The organism is Enterovibrio makurazakiensis (assembly GCF_050336585.1).
Classification (GTDB): Bacteria; Pseudomonadota; Gammaproteobacteria; order Enterobacterales; family Vibrionaceae; genus Enterovibrio; species Enterovibrio gelatinilyticus.
Map to the genome: position 1 here is coordinate 165,079 of NZ_JAKJSE010000004.1, position 22,281 is coordinate 187,359.

At 47.3% G+C, this 22,281-nt stretch carries 17 protein-coding genes; 13 read left to right on the forward strand and 4 right to left on the reverse strand.

Features of this window, described 5'->3' with window-relative positions; genetic code table 11:
- Nucleotides 1–93: 93 nt before the first annotated feature.
- Entirely contained in the window at nt 94–753 is a 660-nt protein-coding gene (locus L4D06_RS00825; protein ID WP_429737523.1) for a trimeric intracellular cation channel family protein, read from the reverse strand.
- Nucleotides 754–996: 243 nt separating this feature from the next.
- Between L4D06_RS00825 and L4D06_RS00830 the strand changes: the two genes are divergently transcribed.
- Both L4D06_RS00830 and L4D06_RS00835 read left to right on the forward strand, forming a co-directional pair.
- The gene (locus L4D06_RS00830) at nt 997–1,524 is read left to right on the forward strand and encodes an elongation factor P hydroxylase (RefSeq protein WP_429737525.1); all 528 of its coding nucleotides are present in this window, start codon (nt 997–999) and stop codon (nt 1,522–1,524) included.
- 22 nt (nt 1,525–1,546) lie between these two features.
- Nucleotides 1,547–1,822, forward strand: coding sequence for a YfcL family protein (locus L4D06_RS00835; protein ID WP_274163322.1), 276 nt, complete (start codon nt 1,547–1,549; stop codon nt 1,820–1,822).
- A gap of 87 nt (nt 1,823–1,909) precedes the next feature.
- Here the strand turns inward: L4D06_RS00835 and mnmC are convergent, their stop codons facing one another.
- Nucleotides 1,910–3,928, reverse strand: a complete 2,019-nt coding sequence (gene mnmC, locus L4D06_RS00840; RefSeq protein ID WP_429737526.1) for a bifunctional tRNA (5-methylaminomethyl-2-thiouridine)(34)-methyltransferase MnmC2/FAD-dependent 5-carboxymethylaminomethyl-2-thiouridine(34) oxidoreductase MnmC1 — start codon at nt 3,926–3,928, stop codon at nt 1,910–1,912.
- A 195-nt stretch (nt 3,929–4,123) separates the two neighbouring features.
- Between mnmC and fabB the strand changes: the two genes are divergently transcribed.
- The 10 genes from fabB to purF all read left to right on the forward strand — a co-directional run bounded on the left by fabB (nt 4,124) and on the right by purF (nt 18,911).
- A complete protein-coding gene (fabB, locus tag L4D06_RS00845; RefSeq protein WP_274163320.1) occupies nt 4,124–5,335 on the forward strand; it encodes a beta-ketoacyl-ACP synthase I in 1,212 nt (403 codons plus the stop codon).
- A 215-nt stretch (nt 5,336–5,550) separates the two neighbouring features.
- Nucleotides 5,551–6,690 carry a 4-phosphoerythronate dehydrogenase gene (locus L4D06_RS00850; RefSeq protein WP_429737527.1) on the forward strand — a complete coding sequence of 380 codons (1,140 nt, stop codon included), beginning with the start codon at nt 5,551–5,553 and terminating at the stop codon, nt 6,688–6,690.
- Nucleotides 6,691–6,692: 2 nt separating this feature from the next.
- A complete protein-coding gene (locus L4D06_RS00855; RefSeq protein ID WP_274163318.1) occupies nt 6,693–7,718 on the forward strand; it encodes an aspartate-semialdehyde dehydrogenase in 1,026 nt (341 codons plus the stop codon).
- 180 nt (nt 7,719–7,898) lie between these two features.
- A complete protein-coding gene (locus L4D06_RS00860; protein WP_429737528.1) occupies nt 7,899–12,455 on the forward strand; it encodes a FimV/HubP family polar landmark protein in 4,557 nt (1,518 codons plus the stop codon).
- A 385-nt stretch (nt 12,456–12,840) separates the two neighbouring features.
- Entirely contained in the window at nt 12,841–13,635 is a 795-nt protein-coding gene (truA, locus tag L4D06_RS00865; protein WP_429737530.1) for a tRNA pseudouridine(38-40) synthase TruA, read from the forward strand.
- A gap of 251 nt (nt 13,636–13,886) precedes the next feature.
- Nucleotides 13,887–14,813: an acetyl-CoA carboxylase, carboxyltransferase subunit beta gene (gene accD / locus L4D06_RS00870; RefSeq protein WP_274163315.1), complete on the forward strand. Its 927-nt coding sequence runs from the start codon at nt 13,887–13,889 to the stop codon at nt 14,811–14,813.
- A gap of 94 nt (nt 14,814–14,907) precedes the next feature.
- A complete protein-coding gene (gene folC / locus L4D06_RS00875) occupies nt 14,908–16,176 on the forward strand; it encodes a bifunctional tetrahydrofolate synthase/dihydrofolate synthase (RefSeq protein ID WP_429737531.1) in 1,269 nt (422 codons plus the stop codon).
- A gap of 2 nt (nt 16,177–16,178) precedes the next feature.
- Nucleotides 16,179–16,757, forward strand: coding sequence for an SPOR domain-containing protein (locus L4D06_RS00880; RefSeq protein WP_429737533.1), 579 nt, complete (start codon nt 16,179–16,181; stop codon nt 16,755–16,757).
- Between the two features lie 63 nt (nt 16,758–16,820).
- Nucleotides 16,821–17,312, forward strand: coding sequence for a CvpA family protein (locus tag L4D06_RS00885; RefSeq protein ID WP_028024837.1), 492 nt, complete (start codon nt 16,821–16,823; stop codon nt 17,310–17,312).
- 84 nt (nt 17,313–17,396) lie between these two features.
- Nucleotides 17,397–18,911, forward strand: coding sequence for an amidophosphoribosyltransferase (purF, locus tag L4D06_RS00890; protein ID WP_274163312.1), 1,515 nt, complete (start codon nt 17,397–17,399; stop codon nt 18,909–18,911).
- A 120-nt stretch (nt 18,912–19,031) separates the two neighbouring features.
- On the opposite strand, the gene L4D06_RS00895 is transcribed toward purF, so the two are convergent.
- Complete coding sequence (locus L4D06_RS00895; RefSeq protein WP_274163311.1) at nt 19,032–19,631, reverse strand: Yip1 family protein; 600 nt, start codon at nt 19,629–19,631, stop codon at nt 19,032–19,034.
- A 181-nt stretch (nt 19,632–19,812) separates the two neighbouring features.
- The gene (locus tag L4D06_RS00900) at nt 19,813–20,703 is read right to left on the reverse strand and encodes a LysR family transcriptional regulator (protein WP_429737535.1); all 891 of its coding nucleotides are present in this window, start codon (nt 20,701–20,703) and stop codon (nt 19,813–19,815) included.
- 297 nt (nt 20,704–21,000) lie between these two features.
- Here L4D06_RS00900 and L4D06_RS00905 point away from each other — a divergent pair, with 297 nt between their 5' ends.
- Nucleotides 21,001–22,059: a response regulator gene (locus L4D06_RS00905; RefSeq protein WP_274163309.1), complete on the forward strand. Its 1,059-nt coding sequence runs from the start codon at nt 21,001–21,003 to the stop codon at nt 22,057–22,059.
- Nucleotides 22,060–22,281 lie beyond the last annotated feature (222 nt).

Genomic DNA, 22,281 nt, shown 5'->3' on the forward strand with positions numbered 1-22,281 from the left:
GGCCCTAGAAACAGCAAAAGCCAAGACCAGAGAAAAGGGCTGACGGTTTAGCACCACCAGCCCTTCTTTTTTGTTCTTTTCCCTTCCAAGAGCCTAGGATCTAGGACCTTCTTTTCCCAGGACGTTTTGTTCTTCCGATTCAAAACTAAACACAGGCAAACGCCAACCAAATTTCACCGCGCACATGCGGAAGGTGAACCCTAGAATAAGCGTGGACAGTGTCGCGTAATTTTCGTTAACACCAAATTGCTCACCATAGGTCAACAGCGCCCAATACATCCAACCTGAGAAAAAGGCGATGGAGGCGTATAACTCTTTGTGTAACACCATAGGCTGACGACGGCACAGCAAATCACGCAGTAAGCCGCCAAATACACCTGTGACTACCGCAGAAACCACCGCGATGAGAGGCGACAACCCCATATCGATACCCACGCGACAGCCAATGATGCTAAACGCAATCAAGCCCAGTGAATCTAGCCAGACAAACAACTTGTGATTGCGCGCAACCCAAGAAGCCATCCATGTCGTGACGATACCCGCAACGCAAACAATGATCAGATAATGTGGATTGGCCACCCAACCTAACGGGTAATGCCCAAGTAAAATATCACGGACCGTGCCACCGCCGATGGCGGTGCAACTCGCTACGAGCATCACGCCAAACCAATCCATATTTCGTTTACCAGCAGCAAGTGCGCCAGTCATGGCTTCGGCAGTAATGCCAATAATGTACAAAGTAGACAACAACATTATTATTCAGTCGGTTGCATTCAAGAAGGAAGATGGGCGGGATTTTATATGTGATATAAGTCACCTTCCAATGAAAAGCGATGAGGCTAGGCATGAATCAGATTCATGCTTAATGGGGGTAAAACCCGTTGAAATAGGGGAATATAGGGTGATTTGACAATTATCACGGCGACAACGGGAGTTGGGCTAGGTAAAATGCCGCCTGTTTGATTTTAGCTGTAACTAGACATTTACATATTACGCATGCATCACGATTACAACGACCTAATTTCTGTGTTCAATCAGAGTTTTATTGAATCATTTAACACTGAGCTTTTGCTTGGTGGAGATGAACCTATTTATTTCCCAGCGGATGAGAGCCATTCAACGCATCGGATTATTTTTGCTCGTGGCTTTTTTGCCTCGGCGTTACATGAAGTGGCTCACTGGTGTATTGCAGGCCCTGAGCGTCGATTGCTCGAAGACTATGGCTACTGGTATCATCCAGATGGACGTGACGAGCAGACACAGGCCGCTTTTGAACAAGTAGAAGTGAAACCACAAGCGGTTGAATGGATTCTTTCTGCCAGCTGCGGTTTTCGTTTTCAAGTAAGCTGTGACAACCTCAGCGGTGTAGAGCCTGATCGCGAAGCGTTTACGGCAAAAGTGCGTGACCAAGTGCTGGCGTATCTTGAGCAAGGTATGCCTGAGCGTGCAAAAAGCTACTCAGATGCACTCGTTGCTTTTTATGGTCGTCCACCACTGACAGTTGCTGATTTCACACATCATTAAAACGTTTGGTATGAGAGAGAACATGATCCAAGACTACGAAGAAAAGATCCTTGATTTGATTGATGCCATGGTAGAAACAGCATCAGATGACGAGTTGTTTGCCAGCGGCTATTTGCGTGGCCATATTTCATTGGCAGCAGCAGATTGCGAACAAGATGGGATCGATTGTATCGATATGTTAAAGCAGCGTGTGGATGGCAGTTTGAAAGATAACGCCAATGAACTCACCCCTGCGGATCAAGTGCTGGTGGCTAACCTTTGGTCTAACCTGCAAACTCAAGCGAGTTCGGTGGCTTAATCTATACTCACAGATTGTGTGCTTCTAAAAGTTAATAAAAAAGGCGCTGAAATCAGCGCCTTTTTGCGTTTTCACGTGTGCGCGTTTTTATAGCGCTTTGCCTTTGAGCAATTTTCTTACCCACATACGGCCCGGATGTAGTGCATCAAGAACATCTGTTGGCAAAGGCAATGGATGACCACAAAGCTGTGAGGCCATCAATTCACCGAGTAGCGGTGCAGAGGTTAATCCTCTAGAACCTAATGCCAGTATGCTAAATAGATTCGGATAAACGGGTACATCTGCTGCGCTCTCTTTGGTGTCCCGAAGATTGCTGTAACATTCGGACAATTGTGCGTAATCGCAAACATCGCCGACGTAAGGCAGGTGGTCGCGACTGGCACAACGAACACCGACGCGCCCAGCGCCATGATCGGTATTGATGTCTTCAGGCCATGACGATGGCACGCAGTTGATCAAACGCTGCTTGTTATCAACTTGGTCGTCCATGCGAAAATCTAAAGACTCGTCATTTCGGCTGTAACTGGCGCCAATACAATGCGTATCGTTCTTTTCGTTAACAGGAGTGAGGTAGCCGTCATAACAAAGCACTGTCTTGAGCTTTTTGAGTTCAGGAGTGGTATTGATATGGCTAACTTGACCACGCACCGAGTAAGCAGGGATCGCAACAGTTTGTTCGAACTGTGAAAAGCGATGTCCGTTGGCAATCACAACAGTGTTGTGGCAAAACTCGTGACCATTTTCAGCAAGCATTACCCATTGCTCGTTTTCACGCTTCAAGCTGCTGATGTTCGTGTTGTAATGGCACGTCAGCAAGCCTGATGCCTGCGCTTGTTTAATCAAGCCTTGAGTGAGTTGTTGCGGGCACAACCACCCTCCAAGTGGATAGCTAACGCCGCCGTGGCCGGTTTCAATGTTTGCGATGGCGGCAGTTTCTTCTGCGGTTAAAGCGCATATCACATCGTCAGGGAAGCCGCCTTTGAGCATTTTTGCGAGTTTGTCTGCACTCTTTTCATCCCAGCCGAGTTGTGTAACGCCACACCAATCGTGATCGAAGTGAATAGTTTCAGCTGCTTGATCTACAAATTGACGAGAGTACAAAAACGCGGGAGCAAAGAAGCGAGATAGCGCATCATCGCTGCCATTGAGCAGAGGATAAACTGCGCCTTGACGATTTCCTGATGCGCCGTGCCCTGGCTCATCATGCTCACAATATAGAGTGACGGATTTTCCACGGCGAACCAGTGAAACTGCCAATGTCGCACTGGCAACGCCACCACCAATAATCGCAATATCCAGTGTGTTCTTGTCACTTGTCATTGGCGCATTGCGTTTGTACCAAGGTGCTTGTTGCTTTGACTGCTCTCGTTGATTGATGTGCCCGACAATCATGTCGCGCTTTGTACCAAACCCTTTAGTTTTCTTCATCTCGAAGCCAGCATCAATCAGGCCGCGACGCACAAAACCAGCAGCGGTAAATGTCGCAACTGTGCAGGATTCACGGGCAAGGCGGGCCATGCCATCAAACAAGGTTTGGCTCCACATTTCAGGGTTTTTACTTGGCGCAAAGCCATCGAGGAACCAACAGTCGACGATCCCGTCATCAGATGTCCACACTTGCGGCATACAATCTTTGATGTCACCAAACCAGAGATCGAGTGTCACCATGCCATCAGCAAGGACGAGACGGTGGCAACCTGATACGGCGGCGGGATAGTGTTTTCGCAATGCTTCTGCGTAATTGGCAAGTTCGGGCCAAGCCGCATGCGCTTTTTCAAGATCACTTTGGGTTACAGGAAATTTCTCAAAGCTGATAAAGTGCAGCTGTTGGGTTGTAGCATCAGGGTTTTGATCGCGAAAAGCGTCAAACTCTTGCCAAACCGCAAGAAAATTTAAACCTGTACCAAAGCCCGTCTCTGCAATAACAAAGCGATCTCGCTCGAATTGTTGCCAGCGTGCTGGAAGATGATTTTGATGTAAGAAGACATAACGTGTTTCTTCTAAGCCATTTGCATTAGAAAAGTACACGTCATCGAAATTATCAGACACAGGCGTGCCAGCGTCATTCCAGTGGATTTGGGCATGTTCAATACGGGGTTGGGTCACAGGCCTTACCTTAATTAAAACTCTGTTTGCACTCAGGTCGCGGATTCTATCGCCAATCCTTCCGAATATACAGATTCGCGGAGCTGGCTATGCGAGAATGAAATTTCAGCTTACACGCGTACTCTAGGAAAGCTGACCACTTTAGATGAGCAAAACCGCTATCATCGGTGCGAACTCGAATTGTAGGAACAAAAAATGAAACGAGCCGTAATTACAGGTATGGGAATTGTTTCCAGCATCGGTAACAACGTTAAAGAAGTGCTGGAGTCATTGAAAGCGGGTAAATCAGGGATTAGTTTTTCCCAACAGTTCGCAGACATGAAACTACGCAGTAACGTTTGGGGTGACCTAAAACTCAAACCTGTCGATCATATTGATCGCAAGAAATTTCGTTTTATGGGTGATGCCGCAGGCTTCGCTTATCTGTCAATGGAACAAGCCATTGAAGATGCAGGTTTAACAGAAGACATGGTTTCCAATGACCGCACGGGTCTGGTTGCCGGATCTGGTGGCGCATCATCAATTAACCAAGTTCTGGCAACAGACACACTACGCGAAAAAGGCGTAAAACGTGTTGGTCCTTACATGGTGCCTCGTACTATGTCTTCGACCGTGTCAGCGTGCTTGGCAACGCCGTTTAAAATTCGTGGTGTTAACTACACCATGAGCTCAGCGTGTGCGACTTCTGCACACTGTATTGGCCACGCAGTTGAATTGATTCAACTGGGTAAGCAAGACGTTGTGTTTGCGGGTGGCGGTGAAGAGCTAGATTGGTCTCTGACCATGATGTTTGACGCCATGGGCGCATTGTCGACCAAGTACAATGATGATCCTTCAAAAGCGTCTCGTACCTATGATGCAGACCGTGATGGATTTGTTATCTCTGGCGGCGGCGGCATGGTCGTTATTGAAGAGCTTGAGCATGCGTTAGCGCGTGGCGCGAAAATCTACGGTGAAGTGGTTGGCTACGGCGCAACCTCTGATGGCTACGACATGGTTGCTCCTTCTGGTGAAGGCGCTATCCGTTGTATGAAAATGGCAATGCAAGATGTGGACAGCATTGACTACATCAATACGCATGGTACTTCAACGCCAGTGGGTGATGTGAAAGAACTGGGCGCGATTCAAGAAGTGTTCGGTCATAACAGCCCAGCGATTTCTGCAACCAAAGCGATGACGGGTCACGCATTGGGTGCGGCAGGTGTACACGAAGCCATCTATTCAACACTGATGTTGGATAACAACTTTGTCGCACCGAGCATTAACATTAATAACCTAGATGCTGCGGCAGAAGGTCTAGATATTGTAACTGAAATGCGTGAGCAGGAACTGAAGACAGTCATGTCGAACAGCTTCGGCTTCGGCGGCACAAACGCCACTTTGGTTATTAAGAAATACGAAGCTTAAGAGGCGTTACTGCCACTTTAAATTTTCAAATTATTTGAAAATTTTCCGGGAAGTTGGCTTCTCGCCTACAACAGACGCAGGTATTGACCGTTGAGAGCCGGTCTCTATCTTTCAGATCCTGGATTTTGCCCGGCCATTGGTCGGGTTTTTTCGTTTTCAGCCGTCGTAAAAAACGTCACAATACGGACAGGTTGCTTGGAGCAAGAGAAGAACACGTGAATATTCTGATTGACGAAAATATGCCCTATGCGGGAGAACTGTTTAGCAAACTTGGAACAGTAACTGCAAAAGCGGGTAGAACACTCACAGCGGAAGACTTGGTTGATATTGATGCGTTGATGATCCGTTCAGTAACCAAAGTTGACGAGGCACTATTGGAAAAAGCCAATTGCCTGCGCTTTGTTGGTACCGCAACTGCGGGTACTGACCACGTAGATGCGAACCTTCTCGCTGAGCGAGGGATCTATTTCACTGCTGCTCCTGGCTGTAACAAAGTGGGGGTAGCTGAATATGTGATCAGTGCGCTTTTGGTCCTTAGTCAGCAGCAAGATTTCACGCTAACCGATCGTAAAGTTGGCATCGTTGGAGCGGGGCAAGTGGGCAGTTACTTGTCGAATTGTCTGGCTGCGCTCAATGTTCCTTATCTTTTATGCGATCCGTTAAAAGAAGCGGAAGGTGATGAGCGTGAGTTCCACTCGCTGGACACTCTGATCGCAGAATGTGATGTGCTCACCATGCACACACCCATCACCCGTTCGGGTGAATACCCGACGCACCACCTGATCGGTGAAAAAGCGTTGGCTGCACTCAAACCGAATAGCATATTGATCAACGCAGCGCGTGGTCCAGTGGTGGACAATGCTGCCTTAAAAGCGGCATTGAAAGCAGACAAACTGACGGCAGTGCTGGATGTGTTCGAGTTCGAACCTGAAGTGGATCTTGAGCTTCTTCCACTATTAGCCTTTGCAACCCCTCATGTGGCAGGGTACGGCTTAGAGGGTAAAGCGCGTGGCACAACCATGATCTATAACGCCTACTGCGAGTTTCTTGGCAATGCAGAGGAAAGTGTCGATGCGTCGTCTTTATTGCCTATCGCGCCAATTCCTCGTGTATCACTGAGTCAGTCTTGGGATGCATCTGATTTAATGGCTTTGTGTCAGCTTATCTATGATATTCGCCGTGATGACAGCGAGTTTCGCCGTGCAATGGCAGATGCCAGTGAGCAACGTTCAAGCTTTGACCGCTTGCGAAAGAATTACTGGGACAGACGCGAGTACAGTGCGATTACAGTAGCGGGCAAGGCCGAGTTTGGGTTAGAGTCGCTCGCTAAATTAGGTTTTACCGTAGAGGAATAAACATGACACAAGAATTTGATGTTGCATACGACGTCGCTGTATTAGGTGCAACAGGCGCTGTAGGTCGTACCATTATTGAGGTGTTGGAAGAGCGTAAATTCCCTGTGCGCAAACTTTACTTGCTAGCAAGCGAGCGCAGCGCCGGTGAAACCATTCGCTTCAATGGTAAAAGCCATCTGGTGCGTAACGTAGAAGACTTCGACTGGAGCCAGGTACAAATCGCGATGTTCTCTGCGGGCGCGGAACTGTCAGACCGTTATGCGCCAATGGCCGCGGATGAAGGTGTTGTCGTTATCGATAACACGTCGCGCTTCCGTTACGAGTACGATGTGCCATTGGTTGTACCAGAAGTTAACCCAGAAGCTATCGCTGATTTCCGTAACCGCAACATTATCGCGAATCCTAATTGTTCGACGATTCAAATGCTGGTGGCGTTGAAGCCGATTTATGATGCTGCAGGCATCGAACGCATCAACGTAGCGACATACCAATCGGTATCAGGTTCTGGCAAAAAAGGTGTGGATGAGTTGGCGGGCCAAACGGTGAAACTGCTGAACAGCCAAGAAGCAGAGCCGAGTCTCTACAAAAAGCAGATCGCTTTTAACTGCCTGCCTCACATCGACGAGTTTATGGACAACGGCTACACCAAAGAAGAAATGAAAATGGTGTGGGAAACCCAGAAAATTTTGGGTGATGATACCGTTGCAGTGAACCCAACCTGTGTGCGCGTCCCTGTGTTTTATGGTCACGCAGAAGCCGTTCACATTGAATGCCAACAGCCACTTGATGCGACCGAAGCGATGGATCTACTTTCACGTAGCGAAGGTATTGAAGTGTTTGCCAATGAAGATTACCCAACGCAAGTGAAAGACGCGACAGGTAAAGACCATGTGATGGTGGGCCGTGTCCGCAACGACATTTCTCATCCGAATGGCCTGAACATGTGGATTGTTGCAGACAACGTTCGTAAAGGCGCAGCCACCAATTCTGTGCAAATTGCAGAAGTCCTGATCCGCGACTACCTGTAATCCTCAAACAATCACGAATTGTTTAGCAGTAAAATGCTACTTAAACGACCGGTACCAGTGATCTGGTGCCGGTTGTTTGATCACAAAACACAGTTTTATCTTCTCACACTACAGTTTTCAGCCAGCCTTCCGATATAGTTAGGGAAATAACCATTTAGGCTATTATTCTGCCATAGGGGAATGCGGGCAGTGTCTGACGCAGATTTTTATAACACCATGAAGCAAACGCTTTTTTCATCACAAGCAAGCCGTCGATTTGGCAAACTACTTGCTGTCTCAACGTTGCTGCTGAGCCTTGCCGCCACGTTTTCTGTGCATTCGGCCATTCGAATTCTTGGTCCTGTCGATGAATCGCCAGCGCCCAGCACTGTCACGCCTTTATCACAAGCCAATCAGACGGCTTCGACGGCTAACCGTCGACAATCTGTTGGGCCAACGCGCGACAACGATACCCTGTGGTCTATCGCCAAACGTAATCAGCCGAATACCGCTGTTTCTGTCTATCAAACAGTTGGCGCGATTTTTCGCTTAAATCCCAATGCCTTTGAAGATCAAAACATTCACGGATTGATTCCCGGAAGTACGTTGCTTATGCCAACGTTGACGGAAATTCGTCGTGAAAGCACGGATGATGTCGCCCAGCGTCTGCAAATTGACCAAAGACGTAAAGATGCGCAGCGTGGCATCAATCGTCAGCCATTGAGCCAGCAGGCCGCTGCAACAGCACAGCAACCTGCTCAACCTGAAATGACGGCCTCTTCAGAAAAAGCCAAACCCGTCAAAGCGCCTGAGAAGATGACCAAGCCGGATGTGCCTAAAAAGCCAGAAATGGCGGACATGGATGCATCATCGAAGTCAGACATGGCAATGGAAGATGGGGATAGCATGGGCGCCGATATGACGCCGCCTAAGCCGAATATGGGCTCGGTGCAAGATCAGATTGATGAATCTGATTTGCAAATGGGTAAGCTCGTTGAAAGTAACCACATCTTGAAGATTCGTTTGGCGGAAGTGCAGAACGAGTTGTCTGTTTTAAAAGAGCAAATGACGGGCGATGAAGCGCTCACGGAAGAAATTAAATCCTTCCTAGAGGCGCAGAAAATGCGTCAGGCTCAAATGGAAATGAAAGAGCCATCTTTCATTGAATCGCTGATGGCGAGCCCATTGATGCTTGCCACTGTCGCAATTATTCCAGCCTTGTTAGTGATAGGTACTGCTGCGTTCATCATTATGCGCCGCCGTAAGAAAGATGACGATATCGAAGAGCCAGAAGGGCTCGACGGCGAAGAGCCTGATCTACCCGTCATCATGGTGCCCGATGTTGAAGGGGATGATGATGAATTGGTATTGGAAGATGATGAGCTTGAAGTCACAGACGACACCGATGCCGATGATCTGTTTGGCGATGAGGGTATTTTTGATTCTGAATTGGACGACATTAACTTGTCAGACAGCTTGGAGTTATCAGATGAACCGACTGAGTCTGGATTAGATATTGACGGCGATTCTGACTTTGGCACTGATACCGATCTGGATGCCATGTTAGATGATGACTTCAGCGCAAGCACAGAGCTGAATGTTGAAGCTAGCACTGACGGCGCTATCGGCTTGGAAGACATGGAACGCGCATTGGATGAAATGGCGTCTCAACCTGAAGAGTCGGAACTGAGCCCTGATGAAGCACTTGCCGCTATGTGGGAGCAGTCCCTTAGTGGTGGTGATGATGCCGACGTTGATGATATTGATGCATTACTGAATGCCACGCAAAGCGCTGATGATGAGCCAGCTGCAAATGAGCCTGCTGCAAATGAGCAGTCGGCGGCGGATGATGCCATAGCAGAGGCAGAAGCGGCATTCGCAGCGGCGGCAGCGGAAGATGATGACGCTGACATCACCAACGAAGCCTTGTTTGACAAAGTGTTGGATGACGAGCCAGAAGTAGATTTGTCGCAAGATATCAACTTATCCGACGATGACCTCGATGACATCCTGAATCAGGCACAAGAAGAGAAACCCAACGAAAACCCTGAAGATGACTCTCTAGAGGAAGACTCTCTAGAAGAAGACAGTACCGCCTTGCTCGACGAGTTCTTGGATGAAGCCGTCAATGTTGACGATATCGACAACATTCTCAGTGAGACTGGCAGTGACAATGATGTTCAACTTGATGGCACAGATGCACTTCTTGATGAGCTTCTTGACGATGACGCGTTGGATGAGGATGGAAATCCGATCGAGCCGCAAGAAGCCGATGATACTGATTTGTTATCAATTGATGCAGACATAGACACCGATGACATTTCAGACACCGACGCATTGCTGGATGAATTTGTTGGTGATGACGAAGACCTGCTAGATGAAACTGCATTACTAGACGAAGCCATTGATGATGACGATCTGCTTGAGGATCTCGTTGGTGAGCCAAGCGACGATGAAAATGTCGATCTGGGTGATACAGACGTATTACTGGACGAACTTGTTGCTGACGATGGTGACATTGAAGACGAAAGTGCGTTATTGGAAGAAGCTTCTGATGATGACTTACTCGGCGATGAGCTTATTTCTCTCGATGATGATCTCGCTCTTGATGATGTGGAGATTCAAGCAACAGACGATGCTGACTCAGCAGTTGTCGATGAAAATTTACTGCAACCTTCGATCGAAGAAGAGGCCCTCGAAGAATTAGCGGAAAACGATGTTGAAGACGCAGTTGATGGCGTAAACGCCGATGCTGAAGACATTGAGCAAGCCCAAGAGAGCGAATCTGACGCAGAAGCTTCTGAGTCAGACATGGACCTGCTTGATAGCTTACTGGATGACGGTGAATCAGCGACGGACATTGAAGCCGTGCCAGCGTTTGATGCATCACTCGATAGCTTAGAAGCGCTAGATGCTGAAGAAAAAGAGATACCAGAGGCAACACAGAGCGACATTGACCTGCTAGATAGCCTATTAGGCCAAGACGATGAAGCGTCAGCAAGCTCTGAACTGGATGCGGCAGAACCGACAGAAATATCTTCGTCTGACGAACAGCCTCTGACCGGAGACGACAATCTCGCTGGTGATGCTGATGAGTCAGTGGAAGAAGAGCCCCTCGTGTCTTCTGAAGACGAGGCCGATCTTGACGATGCATTCGCTGCTATTGAGTCCATGCCAGATGAGTTGAATGAAGCACCGACTCAGGACGATGCTGAAACGGCATTTGAAGAACTTGAAACAGAAGAGATCGTCACAGAACCGTTCGCTGGTGGCGATACTGGCGTTGAGGGACTCGAACAACAAGAAGCTGAAACAGAAGAAGCTGAAGGCAAAGAGGTTGAAGCTCAAGAAGTCGAAGCTCAAGAAATCAATGCTCAAGAAATCAAAGCGGAACCTCTCGAAGAGCAGTTAACAGCAGAGCAAGTTCAGGATGACGCTTCTGAAGAAACGTCTGAAGAAGCAGCGTTTGAAGAAGATGCACCGTTAGATCTGTCATCTCTTCCAGAATACGACGAAGAAGCAGCGCTTGCAGACAGTGATTTTGAAGAGATCGAACCTGGTGAGCCGGTTGAAGCTGGTAAAGAAGATTCATCGTTTGATCTGAGCGATCTGCCTGAGTATACCGAGGAAGATGCCGCGGTCGACTTTGACACACCTTCTGCTATTGAGCCTGAAAGCGTTTCAGACACCGAGTCAGAAGAGTCAGCGATAGAAGCAGCTGAGAAAGAAGCAGCTGAGAAAGAAGAACCTGAGCCAAAAGAAACGGCGGGACAGCAAGTTGATACATCTGAGCTTGACGAAGAAGCTGAAGAGTCGACTTTCACAGCAACAGAAAACAACACGTTAGCGTTTCCTTCCGTAGACCCTATCAGTCTTGATGATTTGGGTGAGTTTGATGAAGATGATGCATTAGGTGCAGCACTTGACGAACAACGCGAGTTAGACGAAGCGGTACCAGAAAGTGAGCGCAGCCAGTTCTCGCAGGCGTCTGCAGCAGTATCTCAAGCGCCATATCGCGCGACGGAACTGAACGATATTGCAGAATTGGAAGACGATGCGCATCAAGTGGCTGGGCTCAATATGGAAGCCTTACTTTCCGAGCCTCTTGATGATGATCAAATGGGCTTGGGTGACTTCCAAACCATGACGGCAGAAACTGCTGAAGCGGACGAAGCTAACGATGTGCTGACTTCATTGGACGCAGCGGATGATGTTGAAGACCAAGACGAATCCTTCCATCTTGATGATGAGTTGGAGGAGCCTGACGATCTTGATATTCCCGATGACGAGAGTGGTATTTGGCATGCTGAGCAAACGCCAGAACCCGAACTTGAAAGTGAAGATTGGTCTCAACAACCTGAAATTCTCGGTGATGAAATCAAATCTATGGATTTGGAAGCCGATCTCGAAGGGTTGCTAGAAGATGCTGAGAGTGAATTGGTTGAAGCTACCTCTACGGGGGATGGTTTCATCAGCATTGACGAATTGATGAAAGATGATGGCGTACCGCAAGCAGACCCCGATTCAGTGACGATGGATCTCGATGTTGGTTTAGAAGACTTCCCTGATGTGTTGAGTGATATTCAGCCTGTGGATGTCGACAGCAATGGTGAGGCCGCAACCAACATGGATTTGGCGAAAGCGTATCTGGAAATGAATGATATCGATGGTGCGATTCAATTGCTTGAGCAAGTCATGCAAGGTGATGATTCAACGCTAAAAGAAGAAGCGCGAGTGATGATCGAAAAGCTCCACTAATCATTAAATGGTCGAACACATAAAATTAAATAGAACGGCAGGGGATACCTTGCCGTTTTTTATATCCATATACCCCATAAGTCACCTGAAGAATACCTAAGCCATTTGAAGAATACCTATGTCACCTGAAGATGCTCGCCAAATCCTGCATATTGAGATTGCTTGGGTATATACTCATCGCTGCATTTTACGATGAGACAGGTATAATGCGCGGCTTCATATCGTCGAACGACCACTTTTTGTAGAGCACGGTGCAGCAGGACCTAGGTCTAATAAGGTATAGATAGCGCTGGGTTCAGCGTTGACTCACTCAAGAGCGACGCCTTTAAGCATGACTATGTCGTTCGAAGATAACGTTATAAATTGTTAAGACAGAGACAAAAACATGAGAATTGCCCTGGGCGTTGAATATGATGGTGCACAGTATTTTGGCTGGCAGAGACAGCGTGACGTGCCCAGTGTGCAGGAGCATCTAGAGAAAGCCCTGTCTAAAATAGCCAATCAATCGATTGAAGTACAATGTGCAGGTCGTACCGATGCTGGAGTACATGGTACCGGTCAGGTTGTTCACTTTGATGTGGATGTCACACGACCACTCCGTGCATGGACCATGGGTGTGAACACCCATTTACCTGACGCCATTGCAGTGCGTTGGGCCAAAGAAGTCCCCGAAGAGTTTCATGCGCGCTTTTCTGCGACGGCTCGCCGCTATCGTTATATTATTTATAACCACGCGCTGAGACCGGGCATATTTCGGCACGGTGTGACTCACTGTCATGATGAGCTCGACGAAGCGCTGATGCACCAGGCTGGACAATACCTGCTAGGGGAAAACGACTTTACGTCATTCCGTGCAATTCATTGCCAGTCAAAAACACCGTGGCGTAACATTCATCATTTAAATGTGACTCGACAAGGGCGCTTCGTGATCATAGATATCAAGGCCAACGCATTTGTTCACCACATGGTGCGCAATATTGCCGGAAGCTTGATTGAAGTGGGAAGAAAAGCGCAAAAACCCGAGTGGGTTGAATGGCTGTTGGGCGTGAAAGACCGCAATTTGGCCGCGGCGACCGGAAAAGCTGGTGGCTTATATTTGGTAGATGTTGAATATCCCGAGCAGTTTGAGCTCCCTGAGTCACCCGTTGGGCCACTTTTTTTGCCAGATACACAGTGCTAATCACTGACACAAGGTTAAAAAAACGACATATTGATCATAGTGCGTGCAAATAACGTGCAAATACAAGTGTGCATGGCTAGGCAAAAATAGGTAGTACCAGTTTTTTGTCCAAAGTCTTAACAAGTTGTGTTTTAATTCCTTGTTGAATTTGTAAATATCCAGGCCACTTGTCATGGTTCACATTGAGACAGCTCGTTACTGTTGAGCCTCAGAATGCGCAATGACAGGTGCTCCATTAGAAAAGGTCGTTCATGAGCTGGCTTGAAAAAATACTGACAAAAAGCAATATTGGTTCTTCACGTAAAGTCTCAATTCCTGAAGGCGTATGGACCAAATGTGGATCTTGTGAGCAGGTGCTTTATCACGCAGAGCTTGAGCGTAACCTGCACGTGTGTCCGAAATGTGACCATCACATGCGCATGACAGCACGTAAACGCCTAGAGACTTTCTTAGATGAAGGAAAAGGCACTGAATTAGGTCAAGAACTTGAGCCAAAAGATCTGCTCAAATTCCGTGACTCTAAGAAGTACAAAGATCGTCTGTCTGCGGCGCAAAAGTCAAGCGGCGAGAAAGATGCATTGGTTGTCATGAAAGGTGAGATCCTTGGTATGCCCGTTGTGGTCGCTTCCTTTGAGTTTGCCTTCATGGGCGGTTCAATGGGGGCTGTCGTCGGTGCGCGATTCGTGCGTGCTGTAGAGCAAGCCATTGAGGATAAGTGTGGATTTGTGTGTTTCTCTGCCAGTGGTGGTGCGCGCATGCAAGAAGCATTGACGTCACTGATGCAAATGGCGAAAACCAGTGCTGCACTGGAGCGCCTTTCTGCGAAAGGGCTTCCGTTTGTTTCTGTACTCACAGACCCAACCTTTGGTGGTGTGACCGCAAGCTTTGCGATGTTAGGTGACATTAATATTGGTGAGCCTAAAGCTCTGATTGGTTTTGCAGGTCAGCGTGTTATTGAGCAAACCGTGCGTGAAAAGCTGCCAGAAGGCTTTCAGCGTAGTGAGTTCTTGTTAGAGCACGGCGCCATCGACATGATTGTGGATCGTCGTGAAATGCGTCAGCGTATCGGAGGATTGTTAGCAAAAATGACCAACCATGAATCTCCGCTCGTTGTATCAGTGGAACAGCCTTTGGAAGGTGAGGTTATTGAAGCCGAACCGACCAAGGATACAGAATAAACGTCCCACAAATGAACATCTAAAGAGCGCCTTATGGCGCTCTTTGTCTTTTAGCTGATATGATTGAAGTATTGAAAGCTCAAATAGAATACTGATGTCAGAACATATTTCTCCCAGCGCGACTGCGCCATTGTCTGAGTGGTTATCGTATCTTGAATCACTCCACACCAGTGCTATCGATCTTGGACTGGATCGTGTCGCACGTGTCGGCCAAAAAGGTAAGCTGACAAAGCCTGCACCTAAAGTGATCACGGTAGCGGGTACCAATGGTAAAGGTTCAACATGCGCCATTATCGAAGCCATTTTGCAAAAAGCGGGCTATAAGACAGGCGTATACAGCTCCCCTCATCTCATTCGTTACAACGAACGTGTCCGTATCAATGGCAAAGAACTTGATGATGAACGTCACTCAGAAGCCTTTGCTGCGGTTGAATCACTCCGTGGTGACACCAGCCTAAGTCTCTTTGAATTTGGCACGCTGGCGGCGCTTTGGTTATTTATGGATAACCAGATTGATGTGGCAATCATCGAGGTGGGCCTTGGTGGTCGATTAGATGCGACCAACATTGTTGACCATGATGTGTCGGTGATCACCAGTCTAGCCATTGACCATGTTGATTGGCTCGGTGATGACATCGAAGTGATTGGCTTCGAGAAAGCAGGCATTTTCCGCTCAGGAAAACCGGCGGTATGTGGCCAACCAGAGCCACCAGCCAGTGTCGCCGCTCATGCCGATGATATTGGTGCAGAGCTACATCAGGTTGGCTATCAGTTTACCTATGAGCAGCAAGCGAACACCTGGCATTGGCAATGTGGTGCGTTTGATTTGCGCGATCTGCCAGTTCCAAATCTCCCGCTCCCCAATGCGGCAACGGCGTTGATGGCGCTAGGGTTGTCAGAACTTGATGTGACAGACGAACAGATCGTGGAAGGGCTGCGAACGGTCACGTTAGCGGGTCGCATGCAAATGGTGTCTCAATCACCTCTTATTATCTTAGATGTGGCCCACAACCCACATTCTGCTGAATACTTGGCGAATCAAATCTCATCTCTTAAGCAAGACGCCGATGCTAAGGTTCATGCCGTTGTTGCAATGTTGCATGACAAAGACATATTGGCAACGCTCGATGTCATGAAGTCAGTGGTTGATATTTGGTATCCTGCTTCTTTAACAGGGCCAAGAGCCGCCGATTGGCAGCAGCTTGTTCATTTCCTGCCTGAATATGTCGAAGGTTACGCGTCACCTGTTGAAGCATTTGAAGCCGCGAAAACGGCTTTGACGTGGAAAGGTGATGTTCTAATCGTATTTGGTTCATTCCACACAGTCGGCGAAATCGCTGATCATCTCGCTCAAACGGAGTAAATGTGGCAACTCAGTTTCAAAATCGCTTAGTCGGCACACTCATTTTGGTTTCGTTAGGCGTCATTTTCTTACCTGATGTATTTGATGGTGAAAAAGCGCATTACCAAGAGAGTTTTCAAGCAATTCCTCTCCAAGAGGACGTTGATGAAACGCTGCTTGAAGCGTCGGTCTTGCCGCCTGAAGAAGTGGAGTCATTTCTTCCCCCTGAAGAACCTGTACTGGTCACTATTGGCGACGAAGGTACAAAATCAGCTGGTGATGAGAGCATCGTTTCGGAAGCTGATAACTCTCAGGTTGCCGCTGCGAATACTCAGCCTAAAGCGGGCTATGAAGATTCAGCTTGGATCATCCGTCTTGGTACGTTCCGCAATATTGATAACGCCAAAAGCCTAGTGTCAAAGTTGCGTAAAAAGGGCTACTCAGCGCAGTTGATGCCTCGTGATGTAAAAGAAGGCGAGTTGGCACGTGTTGAAATTGGGCCTAACGTCTCCAAAGACAAATTGGCTTCAATGACTGCAGATTTGGAGTCTTTGACCGGATTGAAAGGTCAACTGCTCAGATTTAACCCACTCAACCCATAAGAAAACGTTTGCGTCGTCATTTTTTCTGTTAAAATGCGCGCGAATCGCTCAGATGATTAAAAGATGAATTGGATAGATTACATCATAATTGGAGTGATCAGCTTTTCAGCATTGATTAGCTTGGTCCGTGGATTTGTGAAAGAAGCCCTATCGCTAGTGATATGGTTTGGTGCCTTCTTTGTCGCCAGTAACTTTTACCCGCAATTAGCGGCTTACTTCACTAATATTCATGACGAAATGATTCGAAATGGCGCGGCAATAGCGGCGCTGTTTGTTGCCACCTTAATCGTTGGCGCTGTGGTGAACTACGTGATTGGACAGTTAGTCCAAAAAACAGGCTTATCTGGGACAGATAGAGTGCTAGGTGTGGTTTTTGGCGGTATTCGCGGCGTGTTGATTGTTGCCGCAGTATTGTTCTTTCTCGACGCATTCACCAATTTTTCCAGCGCTATCGAGTGGAAACAATCACAATTAATCCCTAGATTTGGGGTAGTGATTGAATGGTTTTTCTCGTATTTGGAGCAGAGCTCCAGCTTTTTGCCCAAGGTGATCTAGCGTCGACCTGCTTTTAGCAGTAAAGGCAGGAAAACGTAAAAACGGTTCCCTGGGCTCACTCTTGCGTTACAAGGAACAGCATACATGTGTGGGATTGTTGGAATCGTGGGTGAAACCCCGGTTAATCAGTCAATTTACGATGCGTTGACAGTACTTCAGCACCGTGGTCAGGATGCCGCCGGCATTGTTACCATTGACAACAACCGCTTTCGCTTGAGAAAAGCGAACGGTTTGGTAAAAGATGTATTCCAACTCAAGCATATGCAACGCTTGCAAGGAACGGTTGGGATAGGGCATGCGCGCTATCCTACCGCAGGAAGCTCAAGCGTGTCAGAAGCGCAGCCGTTTTACGTTAACTCTCCTTATGGTATTACGTTGGCACACAACGGCAACCTGACAAACGCGAATGAACTTCGTGAGTCACTGTTTGCTCAAGACCGCCGCCACCTTAACACCACGTCTGATTCTGAAGTCCTTCTTAATGTATTAGCTCACCAAATTGATGAAGCCACTTCGTTTCCATTATCAGAAGACGATGTGTTTAAAGCTGTTCGTGCTGTTCACCAACAAATTCGTGGTGCATATGCAGTAGTCGCTATGATCATTGGTCATGGCTTGATTGCCTTTCGCGACCCGCATGGTATTCGTCCATTGTGTTTGGGCAAGCGTACTGTTAACAACCGCGAAGAGTACATGGTCGCTTCAGAGTCCGTTGCGCTAGACGCTGTTGGTTTTGATTTTGTGCGAGACGTTGCGCCGGGTGAAGCGGTTTACATTACCATTGACGGGCAACTGTTCACTCGCCAATGTTCAGATACACCTTCACTGTCACCATGTATCTTTGAGTTCGTGTATTTTGCGCGCCCCGACTCGTTTATCGATAAGATCTCTGTCTACGCAGCACGTATCAATATGGGCAAGAAGCTCGGTGCTAAGATTCGTCGCGAGTGGGATGATTTAGACATTGATGTTGTTATCCCAATCCCAGAGACATCGTGTGATATCGCGTTAGAAATTGCTCAAGAGCTTAACAAACCTTATCGTCAAGGTTTTGTGAAGAACCGCTATGTTGGGCGTACGTTTATCATGCCGGGTCAACAGCAGCGTCGTAAATCTGTTCGTCGCAAGCTCAATGCAATCCGCTCTGAGTTTAAAGATAAATCTGTCTTGCTAGTTGATGACTCCATCGTACGCGGCACCACGTCAGAACAGATCATTGAGATGGCACGTGAAGCGGGCGCTAAACGAGTGTATATGGCGTCTGCCGCTCCAGAAATTCGCTTCCCTAACGTGTATGGTATCGATATGCCAAGTGCAAATGAGTTGATTGCACACGGACGTGAAGTTGATGAAATCGGCAGTATTATCGGCGCGGATGGTTTGATTTTCCAAGACTTGACGGATTTGGAAGATGCTGTACGTGAAGGTAACCCTGATGTGAAATTGTTTGAAAGCTCAGTGTTTAGTGGTCATTACATTACGCAAGATATCAATCAAGCATACCTTGAGTACATTGATAGCCTGCGAAATGACGAAACGAAAGAGCTACGTGAACAACAGCAAGAACTAGCCAACCTCGAGATCTACAACGAAAACTGAGTGTCGTGAAAATCGACCTCAAAAAAACGCGGTCACTGTTATAGTGACCGCGTTTTTTGTTAGAAGTGATTCGTGGATATATCTCGTCAAAGCATCAAAGCATCAAAGCATCAAAGTGGTCTAATTCACAAACATCGGGCCAAAGCCAACATTCCACATAATGACGCTGCTCGCCAAGATAGCGACAAGCAGTACCAAACCACATGTCACGACTGAACTAGCATAGATAAAACCACGTTCTTCAGGTATGTGCATGATGATCGGCACACCGGTATACAAAAGATATATGGAATAGGCGATGCCAGCCAAGCCCACGAGCATCACGAACCATACAACAGGGTAGAGTGCCGCTAAGCCCACCATAAATATGGGTGTAGCGGTGTAAGCAGCTAGTTCAAGCGCTTGTGTGTAGGTCGGGTTCGAGCCAAACGTACGGCTCATCCAGAGCGTTAAGTAAGCTAGCGCCATCACGCCAGTGATCAATGCGAAGTACATTGCACCTGCAATGATCAACGCACTTTGTTCAGTCAGAAAAATAGGTTCGCCAACGCCAATACTCCAGCCTATGTGTGCGCTCGAATAGTAAGCACAAATGGGTGGAATCAACGCCATAATCGCCGCGTGCCCGAGGCTGTTTGATGCGCCCTCATGGCGGTCATCAATATTTTGCCATTCCTCTTTTGGATGGGTGTACAAGCCTAGCAAATGTCCCAAAATCATAATTGCTCCTTCCGTTTGCAAAAACCATCGTTAACGTTTGTGCAGTGACAGATATCGCTGCTTTTTGGTTTTACATCTATATAACAATTAGCGTTACGGAAGCGCCTTAGCAAGTTTTGTATAGCAAAAGTGTAGTGATATTTTAACCACTTATCGCTTTTGGGACATTCAGTGAACCATGTCACGTTTGTGTGTTATTTACTTGAAAATAGTTGAGTGCGAAATCAATAAATACACGAAGCTTGGCTGGCAGATTTGTTTTGCCATGATACATCAAATAGATATCACGGGGGCTTGTTGTCCAATCAGGAAGAACCTGTTTCAGCTCCTTTGAGTCGATGTCTTTGCTCACTAACACATCGGGTATTAAAGCGATGCCCAATCCATCTTTTGCGGCGGCTCGGACAAGTCGCAGTTCTGAAGCCTCAAAGCGGCCTTGTTGACTAATACACAGGTGTTGTCCATGAGTGTTAGTTAAACGCCAACGCATAAGCGGCCAACCTTTGAGTAGATGATGCTTCATCAGATCGGACGCATCACTCGGTGATCCGTTGTTTGCAATGTATGAAGGGCTAGCAACAAGAATGTCCTTCACCGTATGAAGCTTACGAGCAATAAGGGATGAATCCCTTTGAGGCCCGATGCGTATAAAAGCATGGTGCCCGTCACTAAGCTTGTTATCGGAATCATTAGAGAGTTCCAAATCAAGCTTAATATCAGGAAACTGAGTCAAAAATGCGCTAAACATCGGCTGTAGCAGTTTCATCGCAATATTTGATGGCGCACTTATCTTTAGGGTGCCAGATTCACCCTTACAATGTTCAGATAGGCTCTCTGTCGCGGCCATGAGTTGTTCGAGTAACGGTGAGCATTTATCATAAAAGCCTTGCCCAGCTTCCGTTAGTGACAACTTTCTAGCGTCACGATGCAAAAGCTTAATCTTCATGTCTTCTTCAAGCGCTTGAATGCGGCGAGTCAGTGTCGCTACAGGGATCCCTGTTTTCTTCGACGCTAATGTATAGCTGCCATTTTCGACGATAAGACGAAAGAGATTTAGATCATCTAGTTTCATATGTATTCACGAATTGCGATTGCCTTCTATAAAAAGACATAGAGATCTCTATTTCAAATTAACAAGATGCTCTTTTCGTTGTCTCATATCAATAAGCAACATCGTAAGTAACGTAATGTTTGTTCAGAAGCTAAACAAATAGATGAGTTTTTTCCTTTCTGGATACATAAGGTTATGTGTACTGGTGCCTATAATTACGTGGATGTTGCAACGTCGTGACGGATTACAAACTATCCTAAAGGGACTAAGGCGACGTTCCTTAGACGTAAACCAGTACCCGATCAGGAGAGCAGGGCAGTGTTAGAAGGTAAAGAGGTTCTGATTGTAGAAGATGACCCCGTATTCATTCGAATTATCGGTGGTTTCTTACGCAAAGAAGGATGCATTGTTAGAGAAGCAGAAAATGGACTTGATGGGCTTAAAGCGCTCAGAGAAGGCATTCCTGATCTCTTGCTCAGTGATTTGTCTATGCCCGTAATGACTGGATTGGAATTCGTTGAAGAAGTAAGTTTGGAGTATCCCATGCTTCCGGTCATCGTTATCTCTGGTACGGGCGGTATGTCTGATGTGGCACAAGCGCTCCGATTTGGCGTGAAAGATTTTTTGATCAAGCCTATTGATGACATCATGGTAGTGAAATCCGCGATTATGTCAGTACTCGAAGATGCTGATGGTGGCGCGAGCTGCGATATGGATTTTAGCCAGCAATGGTTCAAGCTCGCCCAAAATGGTGGCGATCAACCACTTACCGAAGAGTTAAAATGGCACCTCGATGACTTGTTAGACAACCCAGGGAATGCTCGAGATTTACTCATGGGCTTAATGCCCGATCAAGACTCAAGACAAGGGGATTGGCGTCTATCATATCACTCTCTGCAATCCGCGGATTCTAGTCCTGTTGTTCTGGATTATACATGGATGATGGACGGTCAAATGGCGTTCTACATGGTAGATAGCGCTTCAGCAGGCAGAAACGGAACGGCTACAACGTTAATGATCCGTGCTTTCTTCAATGAATACCTACGTTCACAAGATGCCGATGAGCGCGGTTTTGTTCATCTCGTGCATCAAATTGAGCATGCTATTAAGAAATCGACCTACGCAAGTCCAATCCGGGCCATGTTTGGCATCCTCAATGCGTCAGATAATGAACTCAGTGTACTATCAGCAGGCTTGAATGCTGTGGTTGATGGGACTGGGAATGCGATCATCGTAAACAATGATCACTTGCTAGGCGTTGACGCAGCCAGCACGCGCTTTCAAACCATAGATTTAGCGGGTGGAAACGTCCGCGTGTCGTTGAGTGAGGTCGGGTTAACCAGTTTTAGCTTAGACATACAGCGTTTGAGTGCCTAATCCTCATATCTAGATCTTCTTAAATCCCTTGAAACGAAATGCCGCATATATTGTGCGGCATTTTGCATTTCTGAAAAAAGCTACGTACAACAATGCAAACTATGAACTAGTGCAGACAAATTGAGCTGTCGGCTGCGCAGCCCTTGCTGCTCGATGAGCAGCCTAATATACTCTTGAGTTGCGTCGCAGAGACGGTGCAAATTGGCTAGCTAGGACATCGGC